The organism is Pseudomonas sp. 1928-m, from assembly GCF_029269135.1.
Lineage (GTDB): Bacteria > Pseudomonadota > Gammaproteobacteria > Pseudomonadales > Pseudomonadaceae > Aquipseudomonas.
On record NZ_JARIXO010000001.1, the window covers coordinates 1,876,426 to 1,894,976 of the forward strand.

Consider the following 18,551-nt stretch of genomic DNA (forward strand, 5'->3'; position numbering starts at 1 on the left):
TGGCCACCTGGTCGGCTAGCTACGCGGTTCTTGCTTCCCGGACTGCGCTGCGCTTGTCCGGGCTACGGTGAGCTGTAGCCCGGATAGGCCTTGGCGCAATCCGGGAACAGGCAGCGCGGCGCTGGTTCAATCCACCTGGCTAAGCGGAAACAGCAGGTCGATAAAGCGCTCGGCGGTGGGTTGCGGCTGGTGGTTGGCCAGGCCAGCGCGCTCGTTGGCCTCGATAAACACGTAGTCGGGTTGATCGGCCGCAGGCACCAGCAGGTCGAGGCCGACCACCGGGATATCCAGGGCGCGGGCAGCTTTGACTGCGGCATCGGCCAGCACCGGGTGGAGGATCTCGGTGACATCTTCCAGGCTGCCGCCGGTGTGCAGGTTGGCGGTTTTGCGCACGGCCAGGCGCTGGCCGGCGGGTAGCACGCTGTCGTAGTCGACCCCTGCGGCATGCAAGGTGCGTAGGGTTTCGGCGTCCTTGGGGATACGGCTTTCGCCTTCGGTGGCGGCTTGCCGGCGGCGGCTCTGTGCATCGATCAGTTCGCCAATGCTGTGCTGGCCATCGCCGATTACCTCGGCCGGACGGCGAATGGCGGCGGCGACCACGGCAAAGCCGATCACCAGAATGCGCAGGTCATGGCCTGGGTGAAAACTCTCAAGCAGTACGCGGCTGTCGAAGCTGCTGGCGCGCTCGATGGCGTCCTGCACATCCAGCGGCGTGCGCAGGTCTACCGCTACGCCCTGGCCCTGTTCGCCATCCACCGGCTTGACCACCAGGCTGCCGTGTTCGGCGAGAAACGCGGCGTTTTCTTCGGCACTGCCGGCCAGGCGCTGGGCCGGCAGGTGCAGGCCGGCGCGGGCCAGGGCGCGATGGGTCAGGCGCTTGTCCTGGCACAGGGTCATGCTCACCGCGCTGGTCAGGTCGCTCAGCGATTCCCGGCAGCGGATGCGCCGGCCGCCATGGCTCAAGGTAAACAAGCCGGCGTCGGCATCGTCGACCTGCACTTCGATGCCGCGGCGCAGCGCTTCATCGACGATGATTCGCGCATAAGGGTTCATCGGTGTATGCGGGCCTGGGCCGAGGAACAGTGCTTCGTTGATGCCGTTTTTGCGCTTGATGCTAAAGGTCTGCAGCTCACGAAAGCCCAGCTTGGCGTACAGCCCCTTGGCCTGCTGGTTGTCGTGCAGCACGGACAGATCGAGGTAACTCAGGCCGCGACTCATAAAGTGTTCGATCAGGTGGCGCACCAGCACCTCGCCGACACCGGGTCGGCTGCAGCGTGGGTCGACCGCCAGGCACCACAGGCTGCTGCCGTGCTCCGGGTCCTGGCAGGCCTTGTGGTGATTGAGGCCCATAACGCTGCCGATCACCGCACCGCTGTCTTCATCCTCGGCCAGCCAGTACACCGGGCCACCCAGGTGGCGCGGGGTGAGTTTCTCGGGCTCGATCGGCAGCATGCCGCGCAGTTGATACAGCTGATTGATTGACTGCCAGTCCTCGGCATTCTGCGCGCGGCGCACGCGGTAACCGCGAAAGCCCCGGCGTGCCGGGCGGTAGTCGGTAAACCACAGGCGCATGGTGTCGGAGGGGTCGAGAAACAGCTGCTGCGGCGCCTGCGCGAGCACCTGGTGCGGCGCGGCCACATACAGGGCGATATCGCGCTCGCCGGGCTGCTCGGTCAGCAGGTCGCTGGCCAGGGCGGCAGCATCCGGGTAGGTGTGACCGAGCAGCAGGCGCCCCCAGCCGCAGTGCACGGCTTGCGGCTCGCTGGGCCGGGCGGTGTGATCCTCGGCCAGGCGCGCCTGCAGGCGCTCGTAGGAGGGCGCTTGGCCGCGCAGCAGGCGTTGATTAAAGGCAGTGGCACGCATTGGAGGAGTCCTTTGCTCATTCGCTTGGCCTGGGCTGTGCCAGGTTGTGGGTTTGAGCCGCAACACCCCCGGATTGCATCCGGGCTACGGCGGTGTTGCCGAGGTCTACAGACCGTGTTCGTTGAGCCAGAGGTTGAGCGCCGCCAGTTGCCACAACTTGGAACCGCGCAAAGGCGTCAACTGGCCGTGCGGGTCACTCAGCAAACGATCCAGCATGGCCGGGTTGAACAGGCCGCGATCTTGGCTGGGGTCGAGCAGCAGATCACGCACCCAGCCCAGGGTTGCGCCTTGCAGATGCTTGAGGCCGGGCACCGGGAAGTAACCCTTGGGCCGGTCGATTACCGCGCTGGGGATTACCTGGCGCGCGGCTTCTTTGAGCACATGCTTGCCGCCATCGGGCAGCTTGAATCGCCCTGGAATACGCGCCGAAAGCTCGGCCAGGCGATAGTCGAGGAACGGTGTGCGCGCCTCCAGACCCCAGGCCATGGTCATGTTGTCGACCCGTTTGACCGGGTCATCGACCAGCATCACCGTGCTGTCCAGGCGCAGTGCCTTATCTACCGCCGCCACGGCGCCAGGCTGGGCGAAATGCTCACGGACGAAGTCACCGGCCATGTCGCCGGTCAGCCAGGCGGGCTGTACGCAGGCGGCGTACTCGTTGTAATCACGGTCGAAGAACGCCGCGCGGTAAGCGCCGAAGGCATCCTCGGCGGCGTCCACCTGCGGGTACCAGTGGTAGCCGGCGAACAGCTCATCGGCGCCCTGGCCGCTCTGCACCACCTTGCAGTGCTTGGCCACCTCGCGTGACAGCAGGTAGAAGGCGATGCAGTCGTGGCTGACCATCGGCTCGCTCATGGCGCGAAAGGCCGCCGGCAGTTGTTCGAGAATCTCGTGCTCACCGATACGCAGCTGATGGTGACGGGTGGCGAAGTGCTCGGCGATCAGGTCGGAATACTGGAACTCGTCGCCGCGCTCGCCGCCGGCATCCTGGAAACCGATGGAGAAGGTCGACAGGTTTTCCACGCCAGCTTCGCGCAGCAGGCCGACCAGCAGGCTCGAGTCGACGCCGCCGGAAAGCAGCACGCCGACATCCACGGCGGCGCGCTGGCGGATCGATACCGCCTCGCGCATGCCATCAAGCACACGCTCTTGCCATTCTTCCAGGCCGAAGGCGATTTCCTCGCGCAGCGGACCGAAGGTGAGGTTCCACCAGGTCTGCTGTTCACAGTTGCCCTGGGCGTCGATACGCATCCAGCTGGCAGGCGGCAGTTTTTCCACGCCGGCCAGCAGGGTGCGCGGTGCAGGCACCACGGCGTGGAAGTTCAGGTAGTGGTTGAGGGCGACGGGGTCGAGGGTCTTGCCAATATCCCCGCCGGCCAGCAGCGCCGGCAGGCTGGAAGCAAAACGCAGGCGTTCGCCGGTGCGTGACAGGTACAGCGGCTTGACCCCGAGGCGGTCGCGGGCGATGAACAGTTGTTGGCTGTCGCGCTCCCAGATGGCAAAAGCGAACATGCCATTGAGCTTGGGCAGCAGGTCGGTGCCCCAGGCGTGATAGCCCTTGAGCAGTACTTCAGTGTCGCCAGCGGAGAAGAAGCGATAGCCGAGGGCCTTCAGCTCTTCGCGCAGTTCCGGGTAGTTGTAGATGGCACCGTTGAATACCATCGTCAGGCCCAGCTCGCTGTCGATCATCGGCTGGCCGGAGGCTTCGGCCAGGTCCATGATTTTCAGGCGGCGGTGGCCGAGGGCTAGCGTGCCCTGGCTGAAGAAGCCGTGGGCATCGGGGCCGCGGGCGGCCATATGGTGGGTGATTCGCTCGACTGCAGCCAGGTCGGCCGGTCGTTGATCAAAACGTAATTCTCCAGCGATTGCGCACATAATTCCTTACCGGTATTGCCGTTGGGGAGTGGTTCGGGGCTGCCGAACCTTTTACACCAAAACAAAATAATGATTTCATGTCAAAGTTTTATATCGAATTAAAAGGCATATATGGCTGATAAAAAGGTTTCTACTGAAATAGATTTGTCATCTGTTTCAGCCTTCGAGCTGCCGCTGTTTCAGGCCTTGCGGCGTTTGCAGCAGGCCGGTGAAGTGCATGCCAAACGCCTCGGCCGCTTTGGTGGGCTGACGCCGATGCAGCTGCTGATTCTGCAGGTGCTGGCGGGGGAGACGCGGCTGACGGCCAGTGACTTGAGTGGTCGGGTCAGCCTCACGGCTGCAACCTTGTCCGGCATGCTTGACCGGCTGGAGGAAAAGGGCCTGCTGCAACGCCAGCGCGACGATCAGGACCGGCGCCGCCAGTGGCTGCTGCTTAGCGAGCAGGGCCGCACCCTGCTGAAACAGGCGCCGAGCCTGCTGCCGCCGGAGTTTGTCGAGCGTTTTGCCGGGCTGCAGGAGTGGGAACGGCACAGCCTGACCGCCGCGTTGTTACGCGCGGCGCAGCTGTGTGGAGAGATGGAGTAGAGCCGCCGCGCCCGGGAAAGCGCGGGGTTGACGAAGGCTTAGCGCTGGGCGCTGAGCTTGGGCTGCTTGTACAGATCGATCAGCACCTGATCGAGAATCGACGAGGCGCCCCACGGGCGTGGGTCGTTGAGAATGGCCACCACGGCCCAGCTGTTGCCGTTGCTGTCGCGGCTAAAGCCGGCGATGGCGCGCACATTGTTCAATGTACCGGTCTTGATTCGCGCCTCGCCCACCAGCGGGGTGCGGTGCAGGCGTTTGCGCATGGTGCCGTCCATCGCCACCAGCGGCAGCGAAGCCATAAATTCGGCCGCATAAGGGCTCTTCCAGGCTGCCTGCAGCAGGGTGGCCATTTCCCGCGCGCTGACCCGCTCGGCACGTGACAAGCCGGAGCCGTTCTCCATCACCAGGTGCGGTGCAGTAATGCCTTTACGCGCCAGCCAGCTGCGAATCACCCGTTGTGCGGCCTTGCTGTCGTCCTGGTCGGCGGAGTTGCGAAACTGCGCGCCGAGGCTGAGGAACAGCTGCCGGGCCATGGTGTTGTTACTGTACTTGTTGATGTCGCGGATGATCTCGGTCAGGTCCGGCGAGTAGGCACGGGCCAGCAGGCGGGCTTTCTCCGGCACCGGGGCGAGGCGGTCCTTGCCCATGATGCTGCCACCCAGTTCCTGCCAGATGGCGCGGATGGCGCCGGCGGCATAGCTCGGGTGGTCGAGCAGCGACAGGTAGGTCTGCGAGCTGCAGCCTTCGGCCAGTTGGCCGCTGACAATCACCGTGGTGCCATCGAACTCGGTCACCGGGTTGTAGCGTACATCCGGCCAGCCTGGGCATTTGGCGGCAGGCAGGGCTTTGACGCGGTTGTCGATACGGATATTGGCAATCGGCGGCTCGGCGGCGATATACACCTTGCCGCCCTCGGTACGGGCGATAAAACGCAGCGCCTTGAGGTTGACCAGCAGCGAGTCGGGGGCCACCAGGAACGGCTTGTTGGCGTCGCCGCCGTCGTCATTGAAGCTCGGTAGCTGCGGCTGCACGAAGTGGCTGCGGTCGAGCACCAGATCGCCCGTCACCTGCAGCACGCCGTTGGCGCGCAGGTCGCGCATCATCAGCCAGAGCTTTTCCATGTTCAGCTTGGGGTCGCCGCCGCCCTTGAGGTAGAGGTTGCCGTTGAGCACGCCGTTCTTCAGTTGGCCGTCGGTAAAGAATTCGGTTTTCCACTGGTGGGTTGGGCCGAGCAGCTCAAGCGCTGCATAGGTGGTGACCAGCTTCATGGTGGAGGCTGGATTTACGGAAATATCGGCATTGAAGAAATTGCTGTTGCCAGGACCGTTGAGCGGCACGGTGGCCACGGACAGCGACTGGCTGCTGATCTTGTTGGCTTTCAGCGATTGCTGAACCTTGTTGGAAATACCGCTCGTGGCGGCCGCCAGCGGCAGGCAAACAGGCAGCAGCAGGCCGGCGATGGCCAGTTGGCGTAGGGTTTTGATCATGGGCGGCTACCCTCCAGCTGAGGGACAAAGGTGACGCGAGGCATGTAAAGAGGTTCCGTCGCGGGTTGGGATAATGTTGGCAATTATGCCCCAATACGGGGCCTGCTGAGTGGCAGTAAATACCATCGGCCGGGCTTTTCTGCGGGCTATCGGCCGACCTGTCGTCTTCCAGGCGGGCGCGCAGGCCGCGAAACTGCTAGAGTGCCGCGCGTTATCACTTTTGAGGATTGTTCCATGGCTACTAACCGTTCCCGCCGTCTGCGCAAAAAACTCTGCGTGGATGAATTCCAGGAGCTGGGTTTTGAGCTGAACCTGAACTTCAAGCAAGACTTGGCTGATGAGGCCATCGACAGCTTTCTTGAGCAGTTCCTGCGTGACGCCATGACCGTTAACGGCCTGGGCTATGTCGGCGGCGATGACTTCGGTCTGGTGTGCCTGTCCAAGCGTGGCTCGGTCAACGAAGAGCAGCGCGCTGCCGTTGAAGCCTGGCTGAAAGGCCGTGATGAGTTGGTGGATTTCACCGCCAGCCCGCTGATCGACGTCTGGTACCCAGACAACGCGATCAATCAGGCCTAAGACCCGTTCACGATCTGCTGCGCGTCGGCCAGGCTGCGTTGAAAATGGCCTCGGGATGCTCATTTACCCTACGTAAACTCCGCTCCCTCGGCCATTCTCGCCTTGCCTGACTCTAGCTCGCGAGATCGTGAATCGGCTCTTTACCTGTAAGCAGGGCATGCATCGCGCATGCCCTGTTGCTTTTCCCTCCTGTACTTCCTCGTTAGTCGCTCAGGCCAGCCTTGGCCAGCAGCGCAGCGTTATCGACCTGATCAATCTGCTCACGACGTAGAAAGCGTTCGGCGTAGCTGAGATAGATCTTTTCCCGCACAAACAGCCCGAACAGCTCGGGGTCGATGTGCGCGCCTTTGCACATACCCGCCATGATGTTGAGTGATTCGGACAGCAGCTTGCCCTTTTTGTAGGGGCGATCCACCGCGGTCAGTGCTTCGAAAATATCGGCAATCGCCATCATCCGTGCCGGCAGGCTCATGTCCTCGCGTTTCAGGCGTTTTGGGTAACCGGTGCCGTCCATCTTTTCATGGTGGCCGCCGGCGATCTCGGCGACGTTGGCCAGGTGCGCGGGGAAGGGCAGGTGGCTGAGCATGCGGATGGTCTGCACCATATGACCATTGATGATAAAGCGCTCTTCGTTGGTCAGGGTGCCGCGACCGATGCTGAGGTTATAGACCTCGCCACGGTTGTGTTTGTAATGCGGCACTTCCAGCTTGAAGCCCCAGGGGTTGTCCTCGGCGATCAGCTCGCTTTCGGGGCGCTCGATCAAGTGTTCGGCTTTGTCGCTGAGCAGTGTTTCCTGCACCGGCAATGGCTGCGCGGGGGTGCGCGACTGGCGCAGGTTCTCTTCCCAGGACACCCCTAGGCGATCATCCAATGTCCGCGTCCAGGTGCGCGCGGCGATACTGCGCAGGCGCTGCAGGTCAGCTTCGGCCATCGCCTCGCCGCCCAGGTTGCAGCGGGCGATAAAGGCGAATTCATCATCCAGGGTGGCGAGCAGTTCGTCGCGCACCTGAGCCAGGCTGGCCGCTTCGCCGCCCTGGCTGAGGTTTTCCCAGTAACTGATCCAGGCATCGCGCTTGAGCACCTCAAAGCGCATGCGCACTTCATGGATGCGGTCGCAGATGGTTTCCAGTTTGGTGGCCTTGTCCACCACGTACTCAGGCACGGTGACCTTGCCGCAGTCGTGTAGCCAGGCGGCGATATGCAGGGCTTCCCATTCTTCGTCAGTGGGTTGGTAGTCGCTGAACGCGGCGTCCTCGCTGGCGGCAGCGGCGCGGGCGAGCATCAGGGTAATTTCCGGCACGCGCTGGCAGTGACCGCCGGTGTAGGGGCTTTTGGCGTCGATGGCGCCAGCGATCAGCTGGATAAAGGCGTCGAGCAGTTTCTTCTGTTGATCGAGCAGGCGCTGGCTCTCGATGCACAGCGCCGCCACACCGGAAACCGCCTCGACATAGGCGATGCGCTCGGGGCGCAGCATGGCCAGGTCGGCTTCATCTCCGGTGTCGCGGTGCAGCAGCAGCAGTACGCCCAGCGTCTGGCCCTGGCGGTTATGCAAACCGGTGCAGACCAGGTGCGCACGCGGGCTGTCGAGGGTGTGCAACAGGCTCTGGAAGCCCTGGGCATGCTCGAAACCGAGTGCCACGGTGACGCTGGAGCCGCCGGTTGCCGTCTGCGCGAGCCAGCTGGGCAGGGCCGGATCGTTTGGGTCGAAGCTCGGGATGCGGTGTTCTTCCAGGTTGTGCTGCTGCTCGTCGATAAACAGACCGTGCGGCTCCAGGCGGCCACTGCTGCTGTCGCGCAGATAGAGCAGGCCGCCGCTGGCTTCGCTGAGGTCGACGGTTTCGCGTAGCACCCGGCGTAGCAGGGCATCGAAGCGGGTTTCCGCAGAGAGTGTGGCGGCAATATCGAGGAAGCTGGAGATGGTCTCCTTCATCCGCCCCATCGATACCGCCAGTTGGTCGACTTCCTTGACGAAGGAGCGGCCGCTGGCCGGGTAATCGAAGTTGAAGCTGCGGATGGCTTCGGCTTCACCCACCAGCAGGCGCAGCGGTTTGACCAGAATATTGGAGAGCAACCAGCCAATCGGGATGCACAGCAGCAGGATGCCCAGGGTCAATATCGCGCCTTGCCAGCGGATACGGTAAGCATCGGCCAGCAGCTCACTTTCCGGGGCTAGCAAAGCCAGGCGCAGCCCCTGCGGGCCACCTTCACTGAACTGGCTGTAGGAGATTTGCCAGCGTTGTTTGTTCAGGCGCACGGCACCCTGACGATCCTCATTCAGGCCGAGGCTGAGAAAATCGGCGAGCACCGGGCTGAGATCCTTGACCTGAGCCAGTTGCAGCTTTTCCCCGGGGATTACCAGGCGTGTGCTGTCCGGGTAGGCGACTGCACTGCCATCGGGGCTGTACAGCACCACTTCGGTGGAGGGTGTCAGGCGGTGTTCGGCCAGGGTAGCGGACAGATCGTCGAGGGTCAGGTCAGCGCCCACCACCGTGGTTTCGCTGCTCTTGCGGGCAATGGTGGTGCCGATTTCCTGGGTGGAGAAGAAGGCATAGGGCGCGGTGGTGAAGTGCTCCTGGCTTTGCAGTGCGCTGTTGTACCAGGGGCGGCTGCGCGGGTCGTAGGTTTCCTTGAGGTTCTGCCGGCGACTGATCGGCTGCAGCTGCGCATCGAAGAACAGGTATTCGGAATCCAGACGTTGTTCGCTGATGCGGTCGATGCTCCACACCTGATATTCGGCACTTTCGGGGGCAAAGAAAATCTGCCGCAGTTTCTCGCTGCGCAGCGGCCGCACCATAAAGAAACTGCCATCGCCATAGCCGACATAAATTGACGCCAGCTTGGGGTTGTCGCGCAGCGCCTGGCTGAAAATCGGCAGCATGATCATGCGTTCATGGCGGTCACGGCCGTTGATCTGCTCGTTACGCGCCAGCAGGTTGATCATGTAGCGAATCGGTTGGTAGGTATTGCGCAGATCCGCCTGGACTTCCTTGCGCATCTGGCTGAACAGCTGGTCGCTGCTGCTGAGGATGATGTTGCTGGTTTGCTGGTAGTTGAAATACCCCAGCACCACCCCTGAGCCCAGCAGCAGCAGGGTGAACAGCACGCTGATATGGATATGCAGCGGAAAACGTCGTTCCTTAGACCTTGCTTGGGACTTTACTGTCTGCTGCATCCGCGCATGCCCTTGTATGCCTTGGCTAAGCGCCAAGCATAGTGGAGCCTTTCGCGCTTTGCCGTTGCGTGGATGCAGGTTTTTTACGCTGCAACAGCTCTAGATTGGGCCTGTGCTGTGCTTGATTTTTTGCAGATTGTTTCGATGTTCCAGCCAGCGTTCCAGGCCATACACCAGCAGCGCGACCAGCAAGGCCAGGGCTACACCAATCAGGCTGTTGAACAGACGCACCTGCGGCAGTTGCCAGTCATGCGCCAGGCTTTCGGCCAGCAACACGAAACACACCGTGGTCTGCAGCACAAACAGGCCGTAATGGTTGGCTTGCAGGGCGCGACTAAGGGTGATCAGCGGTAGCAATATGGCGACCATCAGCGCCGGGTTCTGCATGCTATGGCCGAGCAGAATCAGCAACCCGGCGGCGCCAAGGCTGGCGACGATTGATTGCACGGCACGCACCAGGCTGCCTTGAAAATCCAGCTGCAAGGTGGTGACCACGGTCAGCGTCAGCCAGTAGCCGCGGTGCAGCTCGGCCAGGTTGACGATCAAGCCGGAAAGGGCAAACGCCAGGGTGCAGCCCAGCGCATGCAGGCGCCACTTCTGTTGTGGCAGGCGTTTGGCGTGGCGTTTCAGTACCTTGAAAATGCTGATAAAGCGCGGCATGTACGGCCACATGCGCAGGCCATGCATGCCACGCAGGCCGAAGGCCAGCAGCATCACCCAAAGCCCGCCGAGGATAAACAGCATGGCGATGGCATAGGGATTGTTCAGCGAGCCCAGGCCTTGCTGGCCTTGGCCCAGGCACAGGCAGATGGCCAAGCCGATGCCCAGTTTGCCGGCTTCGCTGCCAAAGCGTTGCAACCAGGCGAGCAGAAAGCCAAACAGGGCGAAGACCAACAAACTGGCATAAGGATGACTGGCCGACCAGAAGCCCAACCCGGCGCTGCAGGCGCCCAGGCCGCAGAGCATCAACATACGCAGCATGCCCAGACGGTGCAGCGGGTTGGCCTGGGCCGCCTGGAAGGCACCGGCCGAGGCCCAGAGAAACCCCGGATGAGCGCTGAACAGCCCGAGCAGCAACGGCAGCGCGCAGCCGAAGCCGGCAACCATCGCCGGGCCCCAGGCGGGCGGGCCGGCATGCCAGCTGAAGGTTTGTCGCAGTAGGCTATTCATGGCTTATACCGGGCTTGAACGGCCCGTCATCTCGCGGGCCATTTCAGTAGCGTAGCTGTCAGTCATGCCAGCGATAAAATCGATCATGCGTAGGAAGGAGCGGTACAGCGGCCAGTTGGGGTCGGGTGCGTTATTGCCGAGCAGGTCGAGGATGCGCCGGTTCTTGAACGACGGCGTACGCCCACCATGCTGTTCCAACGCGGCGCCGCAGAAGGCATTGAGCAGAATTTCCAGGGTGGTGTAGGCGCCGATCTCATGCAGCGTCTTGCGCTTGTCCTGGAAAATCTTCTGCCGGGCCATGTCCTTGGCGCTCTGCACGCAGCGTTTGGCGGTGCCGTGCATATGCTCGACCAGATCGCCCTGCAAGGTGCCAGCGAGCAAGGCATCCTGCTGCTCGACAAAAGCTTCGGCGGCGGCATTGGTCAGGTGTTCGATGGCTTTACCGCGCAGGATCGCCAGCTTGCGTCGCCGGGAGTCGTCCGGGCCGAGCTGACGGTAGGTTTCCGGCAGGTCATCGCCGACCAGGTCGAGCAACAACGCCTCGACTTCGCTGTAATCGAGCAACTCCATTTCCAGGCCGTCTTCCAGGTCGATCAGGCCGTAGCAGATGTCATCGGCCGCCTCCATCAGATAGACCAACGGGTGACGCGCCCAGCGCTGTTCTTCCAGCTGCGGCAGGCCGAGTTTGCTGGCGATCTGCTCAAGCAGCGGCAGCTCGCTCTGGTAGCAGCCGAATTTGTGCTTCTTGTAGCCCAGGGCCTCGGCGTGGCGCGCGGTCCAGGGGTACTTGAGGTAGGTGCCGAGGGTTGCGTAGGTCAGCCGGGTGCCGCCATCAAACTGGTGGTATTCCAGCTGGGTGAGTACGCGAAAACCCTGGGCATTGCCCTCGAAACTGAGAAAGTCGCCACGCTCGGCCGCGCTCATCGAATCCAGCCAGCCGCGCCCGGCGGCCTGCTGAAACCAGTGGCGAATGGCGTCTTCACCAGAATGGCCAAAGGGTGGGTTGCCGATGTCGTGGGCCAGGCAAGCGGACTGCACGACCATGCCCAGGTCACTTGGCTCGCACCAGGCGGGCAGGGCATCGCGAATCATCTCGCCGACGCGCATACCCAGGGAGCGGCCGACGCAACTGACTTCCAGCGAGTGGGTCAGGCGCGTGTGGATATGGTCGTTGCTCGACACCGGGTGCACCTGGGTCTTGCGCCCCAGGCGGCGGAACGCGCCAGAGAAGATGATGCGGTCATGGTCTTTATGAAACGGGGTGCGGCCCAGTTCGGCGACGCTGTGCGTCGGCTTGCCGAGTCGTTCACGGTTGAGCAGGGTTTGCCAATCCAAGGTAGATCCTCGCCGTTACCTGGCTTTTGCCAGCTAGCTTCGGGGTTCTAAGCCGCTGATGCAAGGCGTGCGGCAGGCAGTTGGACGATTTATACCCTGATCACGGCCGCTCTTTTGCTGTCGTTACCTAAGGCATATAACGCTGGCGCAATTCGGCTTCACGCGCTTCACGTTGTTGACCAAGGGCCTGCCAGAAGCGCACGGCTAGCTGCGGGTGGTGTTGGTAGAACGTGTGCGACAGGGGCAGGTGCCAGTCCGCTTGCAACAAGGGCTGCGGGAGCAACTGCAACTGTTCCTGCAGGTGTAGCTGGGCAATCAGCGCCAGGCTGATATTGCGTTCGATGACAAAGCCATCCAGGCGGCCGCTGGCTACCAGTTGCAGGCCTTTGTCGGGTTGCAGTGAAACGCTGGCCAGGGCGCCCAGTTCGGCGAGGCGCTGGTGGGTGAGATAACCCAGGGGCGAGCTCAGGCCGTACTTGAGGTTGGCGAAACGCTGGCCATCCCAGCTCAGGCGGGTGTCGCGGCGAGTGGCAATCGGGTAGTCGACTTGCCAGAGCCGATACTGCCGCTGTACTGGCTGGCCAGCTTGCGGATCGCGGCCGGGGAACTGGCCCCAGGTGTCGCGCTCTGCCTGCCAGATGGTCGGGAAGATGCCATCCACATCGCCCCTCTGCAGGGCCAGGATGCAGCGTTTCCAGGGTTGGCGTTGCCAGTCGATGGTCAGCCCCGCCTGGGTCGCGGCAGCCTGGATCAGTTCCAGCAGAATGCCGGGACCAGGCGTTTGTGCGTTGTTCGCGGGGAGGGTGAACGGCGGATGATCCTGCAGCTGGTAGCACAGGCGCAGAGCGGATGGCCCCTCGGCCTTGAGCGTCTGGGGCAGGAGTAAGAGTACAAGCAGTAAGTTGCGGATGGCCGCTTGCATGATGCTGAGTCGCCGTGGGCGGTGGAACACCCGGCAGCCTCAATGGGCTGCACTCTGCGTTGCATGTCCTTCTTTGATTGTGGCCACCTCAGGGCATTCGTCAATGCCCTGGGACGCTCGCGCGAGCCTAGAAACCGGCAGCGTCGATATCGATCAGCAGCAGCCGCTTGCCGTTATCGATAAATTGCCCGGCGGTCAGGCAGTACTGATTGGTGGTGGCGTCGCGGTAGGTGCTGGAGAGAATCAGCCGGCGTTCTTCCCAGCCTTCGGCCAGCAGCTGATAGAAGTACGGCCGCCAGGACCAGTTATGCCCGACGTAACGCGCATCGCTGTGCCAGGCATGCTCGCGCCATTCCAGGTTGGCGGTCAGTTGGGTGCCGTGGCGGTCGCATTGATAGATGCGTAGCAGCCAGGGGTAAGCGTGCGGTTGCGGCAGTTGCTCGGGCTGGGAGCCGCCTTCGCTCCAGGCCTTGAAGCTGTTCATCAGCTCGCCAAGCTGCTGGCGCAGGGTCATCAGCCGTGCGCGCTCGGCGAGTTTTTGCTGCACATAGTGGTCGCGCAGCTGGGCGAAGCGTTTGACGAAGGCGCTGCTGCTGAAGAAGGTTTCTTCGGGTTTGGCAAACAGGTAGCCCTGCACATAGCGCGCGCCGCACTCCAGGGCAAAGTCCAGCTCTGCTTCAGTTTCCACGCCTTCGGCAATGATCCAGCAGCCGGTCTTTTCCGCCATCTGTGCCAGGGCCTTGACCACTTCGCTGCTCGGTCCGCCACGGGCGGCCTGCTGAAACAGGCGCATGTCCAGCTTGAGGATGTCCGGTTGCAGGGCCAGCACGCGGTCGAGCTGCGAGTAGCCTGCACCGAAGTCGTCGATGGCAATGCGTGCACCGGCTTCGCGATAGCGCTCCACCACGCCCGGCAGGCGCGCGCTGGCGCCGCCCAGTTCGGTGATTTCAAAGACGATGCGCGCTGGGTCGATGCCGCTGCGTTGCAGCTGTTTGAGGCTGGGTAAGGCTTGCTCGGGGCGCAGCCGGCTGATCCAGCGTGGGGAAATATTCAGACTGAGGAACCAGTCCTGCGGGGCTTCATGAAAGCGTGTCAGGGCTTGCTCGCGCACCTCGCGGTCGAGGCGGCGTAGTGCGGTAGGTGGGGTTTTCGGGTCACTGAACAAGGGGCCTGCCGAGTGCAGCCGGCCATCATCACTGCGCAGGCGTGCCAAGGCCTCGACACCGGCAATACGTCCGGTGGCGGTATCGATAAAAGGTTGGAATACAGCAAGCGGTTGACCGTTGAACACTGCGCAGTTCCTTAGCCAGGCAAGACGCCCCAGTGGGCGGCGTAGCTAGGTGGCTAAGCAAGATCGTGGCCAGCTCAATCCCCTGCGCGGGTATCTTTAGTCGAGTCTGCCGGTGTGTCCGGGCGCCGCGGCGGGTTGCGCCTGAGCAGCGGGAAGGCGATCAGGGCGATGCGCAGCCAGCGTCGCCACTGGCCACGGCGGATACCTACGGTGGCCAACAGCAGTGCGCCGCCGGCGACCCAAAGTGGTGCATTGCTATTGCCCAATTCCTCACGCCAGTGGTTGCGCCAGTATTGCGCTTGCCGCAGTGGCTGCAGCATGACCAGGGTTTCGTGGCGCAGTTCCTGACGGTGCATTTCCAGGCGCATGCGCAGCAAGGTTTTGCGCAGTTCGCGGCGCGAGGCCTTGGCGGGTAGCTCGGGCATATTCATGGCAGCAGTTGCTCACGGTCGCGGGCCAGTTCTTCAAGGCTGGCGCTGAAAGGCGCAGGGGCATTGCGTACACGCTGCAACAGCGTGATCAGGGCGCCCAGCAGGGCCAATGCATAGAAGGCGCACAGGGCGCTGATAACCAGCAGGCGGTGCGTCTCCCAGAAGGCAATCAGCAGCGCGGCGGACAACCCGATAACCAGCAGCAGGCCGAACAGCAGGCTCAGGCTGGTGAGTACCAACAGGCTGAGGGTATGGCTTTGCTGTTCTTTGAGCTCTTCGCCAAACAGCGCGATATGGCCCTGCAATAACCCCAGCAAGGCGCTGGCAAATCGCCGTGGCGAACTGCCGCGACTTGGCGGGGTGGGCGGTGTTGCATCCATTAAGGTTTCTCTTTAGCGCCGGGTAATCAGCATGCCCAATAGCAAGCCAATGGCGGCAGCAATACCGAGGGTCTGCCATGGGTGAGTCTGCACATAGCCTTCGGTGGCTTCAATAGCCGCCTTGCCGCGTGCATGCAGGGCGTCTTCGGCGTTGTGCAGGGTGCTGCGCGCGCGGCCCAGGCTGCTGCGAATCTGCTCGCGCAGCTCTTCGGCTTGCTCGCCGGCGAGGCTGGCGGAGTGCTGCAACAAGCTTTCGGTGTCGCGTACCAGCGCCTGGAATTCGTCGAGTAACTGATCCGAGCTGGATGATACGGGGGTCTTACGAGCCATGGTGTCTCTCCTTGTGACGGGGCAGTGTAGGGGGTTCGAGTCCCCTGCGGGGCAGTGGTTCCTTTTTTCTTTGGTGCGCGGCGGATGCTGCCGGCTGATCGGCTGGTACAGCGCTTGCATTGCGCTGGTGCGCGCTCTTGCTAATACGCTCCTTTATGGGGCTGCAAGGGTTCTGGCCAGGACGCCGTGGTGCATCAATAACTTATTAATAACTATGGAATAAGTACTTCGATGTAAGGTTTGCTCAGCACCGGCTTGGTGCTGCACAGGCTCTGCTTCGGCAAGGTGGTTCGTGATAAATGCTACCATATGGTGCGTATTTATTGGTTTGTGATCCGCTTTGGTGCTTTTTCCCCGCGACGGAGTTTTCTTCGCAGATGGAAAACATCAACAGTGCTGTGGAAACCCTGATTCACGGCTCCAATACCCTGTTTATCCTGCTCGGCGCCGTGATGGTGCTGGCCATGCACGCCGGTTTTGCCTTTCTCGAAGTAGGCACGGTGCGGCAGAAGAATCAGGTCAACGCCTTGTCGAAGATCATCTCCGACTTTGCCGTATCGGCCCTGGCCTATTTCTTTGTCGGCTACTGGATCGCTTATGGCGTGACCTTCCTTGAACCGGCCAGTGTGCTGACTGAAGGCCACGGCTATGCGCTGGTGAAGTTCTTCTTTCTGCTGACCTTTGCTGCGGCCATTCCGGCGATTATTTCCGGTGGTATCGCCGAGCGCGCCAAGTTCGGCCCGCAGCTGTGTGCCACGGTGCTGATCGTGGCCTTTATCTACCCCTTCTTCGAGGGGATGATCTGGAACGGCAATTACGGCGTACAGGCCTGGCTGGAAGCGCAGTTCGGCGCAGCCTTCCACGACTTTGCCGGCTCGGTGGTGGTGCATGCGATGGGCGGCTGGCTGGCCTTTGGCGCGGTGATTCTGCTGGGGCGTCGCAATGGGCGGTACCGCGATGGCCGTCTGGTGGCCTTTGCCCCGTCGAATATTCCATTCCTGGCACTGGGTTCGTGGATTCTGATCATCGGCTGGTTCGGCTTCAACGTGATGAGCGCCCAGACCTTGGGCAGCGTCAGCGGCCTGGTGGCGGTCAACACCCTGATGGCGATGGTCGGCGGTACGGTGGCGGCCTTGGTTGTTGGGCGCAATGACCCGGGCTTTCTGCACAACGGCCCGCTGGCCGGCCTGGTGGCGGTGTGCGCCGGTTCCGACCTGATGCATCCGGTCGGTGCGCTGGTGACTGGCGCGATTGCCGGTGCGCTGTTTGTCTGGGCATTTACCGCAACCCAGGTGAAGTGGAAGATCGACGATGTGCTCGGCGTATGGCCGCTGCACGGTCTATGCGGCGTGTGGGGCGGGATTGCCTGCGGCATCTTCGGCCAAGAGGCGCTGGGCGGTCTGGGCGGTGTCAGCCTGGCCAGCCAGTTTATCGGAACCGCGCTGGGCGTGGTGGTGGCCTTGCTTGGTGGTGTGCTGGTGTACGGTGTGCTGAAAGCCACTGTGGGTATCCGCCTGAGCCAGGAGGAGGAGTACTACGGTGCCGACCTCTCGGTACACAAAATTGGCGCCGTCAGCCAGGATTGATGGCTAGTGCTAATGCAAAAGGCCCGGACAGTGTCCGGGCCTTTTTATTGCAACTGCTTAAGTGTGAGGCTTAGAACAGCGGCAGGGTGTAGCTGACGATCAGGCGGTTCTCGTCGAGGTCGCCGCCGGTTGCTGCGGCGTTGCTGCGCACCATCGCATTCCGCCAGCGGAATGCCAGGTTCTTGAAGGTGCCTTCCTGAATGGTGTAGCTGACATCGAAGTCGCGTTCCCATTCCTTGCCATCACGGCCACCAGCGCCATCGAAGCCATCGCCGGTGACGTAACGCACGAAGGCATTCAGACCGGGTACGCCGTAGGTGGCGAAGTTGATGTCATAGCGTGCCTGCCAGGATTTCTCGTCCTTGCGGGTGAAGTCGAGAATTTGCAGGTAGTTGACGATGTAAGGATCGGTTTCGGTGAGGAACGGGAAGGCGTTGTCGCCGCCGACCTTCTGGTAACCCAGGCGGAAGGTGTGTGCGCCTGTGCCAGCCCAGAGGTTGACCGACGTCAGGTCGTTGTCCAGCTTGCCGCCGCGTTTGTTGCCGTTGTCCTGGGAATCGAAGTAGGCCAGGTTGGCCCCCAGCTTCCAGTCGCCGATGGGTTGTACGTGGATCAGGTTGTACAGCTTCTGGTCGTAGATATCTTCCAACTCGCCATACCACAGGCCTACGGTGGTGTTGCCGGCGTTGAATTTGTAGTCGCCACCGGCGAAGTTGTAACGGTCACTCACGCCGCCGACGTTGCTGGCGGTGATGTCCTGGCTGTCGGTGGAGCTGCGGAAGTTCACTTCGCGTAACTGGCCGCCGTTGAGGGTCAGGCCGTCGATTTCCTGGGAGGTGATCATCGCGCCGTTAAACACCTGTGGCAGCAGGCGCGAATCACCGGACGCCACGATAGGCAGCTTGGGCATCAGGCCGCCGACTTTGCCAACGGTCTTGGAGATACGCACTTTGGCTGCTGCTGTGGCTTCGGAATACTCCCCCGGCCCCTCATTACCAAAGCTGTTTGGCAGCAAGGCGGTGCCTGCGCGCTCATCGGACGAGTCGAGTTTCAGGCCCAGGCCTGCGTAGGCATCCAGACCAAAACCCACGGTGCCTTCGGTAAAGCCCGACTCGGCTTTTAGGATAAAGCCCTGGGCCCATTCTTCGCGTTTGGATTGCTGCGCTGCGGTGCTGTTACGCAGGTCGCGGTTCATATAGAAATTGCGTAGCTCAAGGGTGGCTTTGCTGTCCTTGATAAACTCTGCCTGGGCCAGCGATGGCAGGGTGAGGCAGGTGCCCAGTGTGGCGAGTGCCACAGCGCGGGCGAGGGGAGATTGAGTCATTATTGTTAGCTCCTCGTGTGTGCGGGTCGGCTTGTGGCCGATCTGTTACAGCGAGGCGCAATAAAGCATGGGGGCTTATGCTTGGCTTTTAGACTTTGGTCTGCTCGGGCAAGGTCTGTGCCGGCTCGGCGTGCAGCGGTTGCTGCCGCAATCGCTCTAGCATGCATCGCGCACCGTTGATCGGGTTATCCCTAATCAGGCTAAAGTTTTATCCCACACGGCCG

Annotated in this window: 15 protein-coding genes; 3 read left to right on the top strand and 12 right to left on the bottom strand. The window is 62.1% G+C overall.

Annotation, left to right across the window (positions count from 1 at the left end; genetic code table 11):
- Window positions 1-126 precede the first annotated feature (126 nt).
- Together ngg and P3C18_RS08460 are read right to left on the bottom strand one after the other, a co-directional pair.
- A complete protein-coding gene (ngg, locus tag P3C18_RS08455; protein ID WP_275961372.1) occupies window positions 127-1,863 on the bottom strand; it encodes an N-acetylglutaminylglutamine synthetase in 1,737 nt (578 codons plus the stop codon).
- A 105-nt stretch (window positions 1,864-1,968) separates the two neighbouring features.
- Window positions 1,969-3,738: an N-acetylglutaminylglutamine amidotransferase gene (locus tag P3C18_RS08460; RefSeq protein ID WP_275961373.1), complete on the bottom strand. Its 1,770-nt coding sequence runs from the start codon at window positions 3,736-3,738 to the stop codon at window positions 1,969-1,971.
- 111 nt (window positions 3,739-3,849) lie between these two features.
- On the opposite strand from P3C18_RS08460, the gene P3C18_RS08465 reads away from it, so the two are divergent.
- The gene (locus tag P3C18_RS08465) at window positions 3,850-4,323 is read left to right on the top strand and encodes a MarR family transcriptional regulator (RefSeq protein WP_275961374.1); all 474 of its coding nucleotides are present in this window, start codon (window positions 3,850-3,852) and stop codon (window positions 4,321-4,323) included.
- 38 nt (window positions 4,324-4,361) lie between these two features.
- Here P3C18_RS08465 and dacB read toward each other — a convergent pair whose 3' ends face one another.
- The gene (gene dacB / locus P3C18_RS08470) at window positions 4,362-5,810 is read right to left on the bottom strand and encodes a D-alanyl-D-alanine carboxypeptidase/D-alanyl-D-alanine-endopeptidase (protein ID WP_275961375.1); all 1,449 of its coding nucleotides are present in this window, start codon (window positions 5,808-5,810) and stop codon (window positions 4,362-4,364) included.
- Window positions 5,811-6,044: 234 nt separating this feature from the next.
- On the opposite strand from dacB, the gene P3C18_RS08475 reads away from it, so the two are divergent.
- Window positions 6,045-6,386, top strand: coding sequence for a YggL family protein (locus tag P3C18_RS08475; RefSeq protein WP_275961376.1), 342 nt, complete (start codon window positions 6,045-6,047; stop codon window positions 6,384-6,386).
- A 202-nt stretch (window positions 6,387-6,588) separates the two neighbouring features.
- On the opposite strand, the gene P3C18_RS08480 is transcribed toward P3C18_RS08475, so the two are convergent.
- From P3C18_RS08480 to P3C18_RS08515, 8 genes are all read right to left on the bottom strand, one after another.
- Window positions 6,589-9,558 carry an HD domain-containing phosphohydrolase gene (locus tag P3C18_RS08480; protein WP_275961377.1) on the bottom strand — a complete coding sequence of 990 codons (2,970 nt, stop codon included), beginning with the start codon at window positions 9,556-9,558 and terminating at the stop codon, window positions 6,589-6,591.
- Window positions 9,559-9,657: 99 nt separating this feature from the next.
- Complete coding sequence (locus P3C18_RS08485; protein WP_275961378.1) at window positions 9,658-10,728, bottom strand: FUSC family protein; 1,071 nt, start codon at window positions 10,726-10,728, stop codon at window positions 9,658-9,660.
- A 3-nt stretch (window positions 10,729-10,731) separates the two neighbouring features.
- The gene (locus tag P3C18_RS08490) at window positions 10,732-12,063 is read right to left on the bottom strand and encodes a deoxyguanosinetriphosphate triphosphohydrolase (protein WP_275961379.1); all 1,332 of its coding nucleotides are present in this window, start codon (window positions 12,061-12,063) and stop codon (window positions 10,732-10,734) included.
- A gap of 127 nt (window positions 12,064-12,190) precedes the next feature.
- Complete coding sequence (locus tag P3C18_RS08495; protein WP_275961380.1) at window positions 12,191-12,985, bottom strand: hypothetical protein; 795 nt, start codon at window positions 12,983-12,985, stop codon at window positions 12,191-12,193.
- Window positions 12,986-13,112: 127 nt separating this feature from the next.
- The gene (locus P3C18_RS08500; protein WP_275961381.1) at window positions 13,113-14,276 is read right to left on the bottom strand and encodes an EAL domain-containing protein; all 1,164 of its coding nucleotides are present in this window, start codon (window positions 14,274-14,276) and stop codon (window positions 13,113-13,115) included.
- 74 nt (window positions 14,277-14,350) lie between these two features.
- On the bottom strand, window positions 14,351-14,707 hold the full coding sequence (locus P3C18_RS08505) for a hypothetical protein (protein ID WP_275961382.1): 357 nt from the start codon (window positions 14,705-14,707) through the stop codon (window positions 14,351-14,353).
- Complete coding sequence (locus P3C18_RS08510) at window positions 14,704-15,087, bottom strand: phage holin family protein (protein ID WP_275961383.1); 384 nt, start codon at window positions 15,085-15,087, stop codon at window positions 14,704-14,706. Before P3C18_RS08510 ends, P3C18_RS08505 begins: the two co-directional genes overlap by 4 nt.
- Before the next feature lie 12 nt (window positions 15,088-15,099).
- Window positions 15,100-15,417 carry a YqjD family protein gene (locus P3C18_RS08515; protein WP_090248105.1) on the bottom strand — a complete coding sequence of 106 codons (318 nt, stop codon included), beginning with the start codon at window positions 15,415-15,417 and terminating at the stop codon, window positions 15,100-15,102.
- Window positions 15,418-15,794: 377 nt separating this feature from the next.
- On the opposite strand from P3C18_RS08515, the gene P3C18_RS08520 reads away from it, so the two are divergent.
- On the top strand, window positions 15,795-17,003 hold the full coding sequence (locus tag P3C18_RS08520; RefSeq protein WP_275961384.1) for an ammonium transporter: 1,209 nt from the start codon (window positions 15,795-15,797) through the stop codon (window positions 17,001-17,003).
- Between the two features lie 70 nt (window positions 17,004-17,073).
- Here P3C18_RS08520 and P3C18_RS08525 read toward each other — a convergent pair whose 3' ends face one another.
- Window positions 17,074-18,327: an OprD family porin gene (locus P3C18_RS08525; protein ID WP_275961385.1), complete on the bottom strand. Its 1,254-nt coding sequence runs from the start codon at window positions 18,325-18,327 to the stop codon at window positions 17,074-17,076.
- Window positions 18,328-18,551 lie beyond the last annotated feature (224 nt).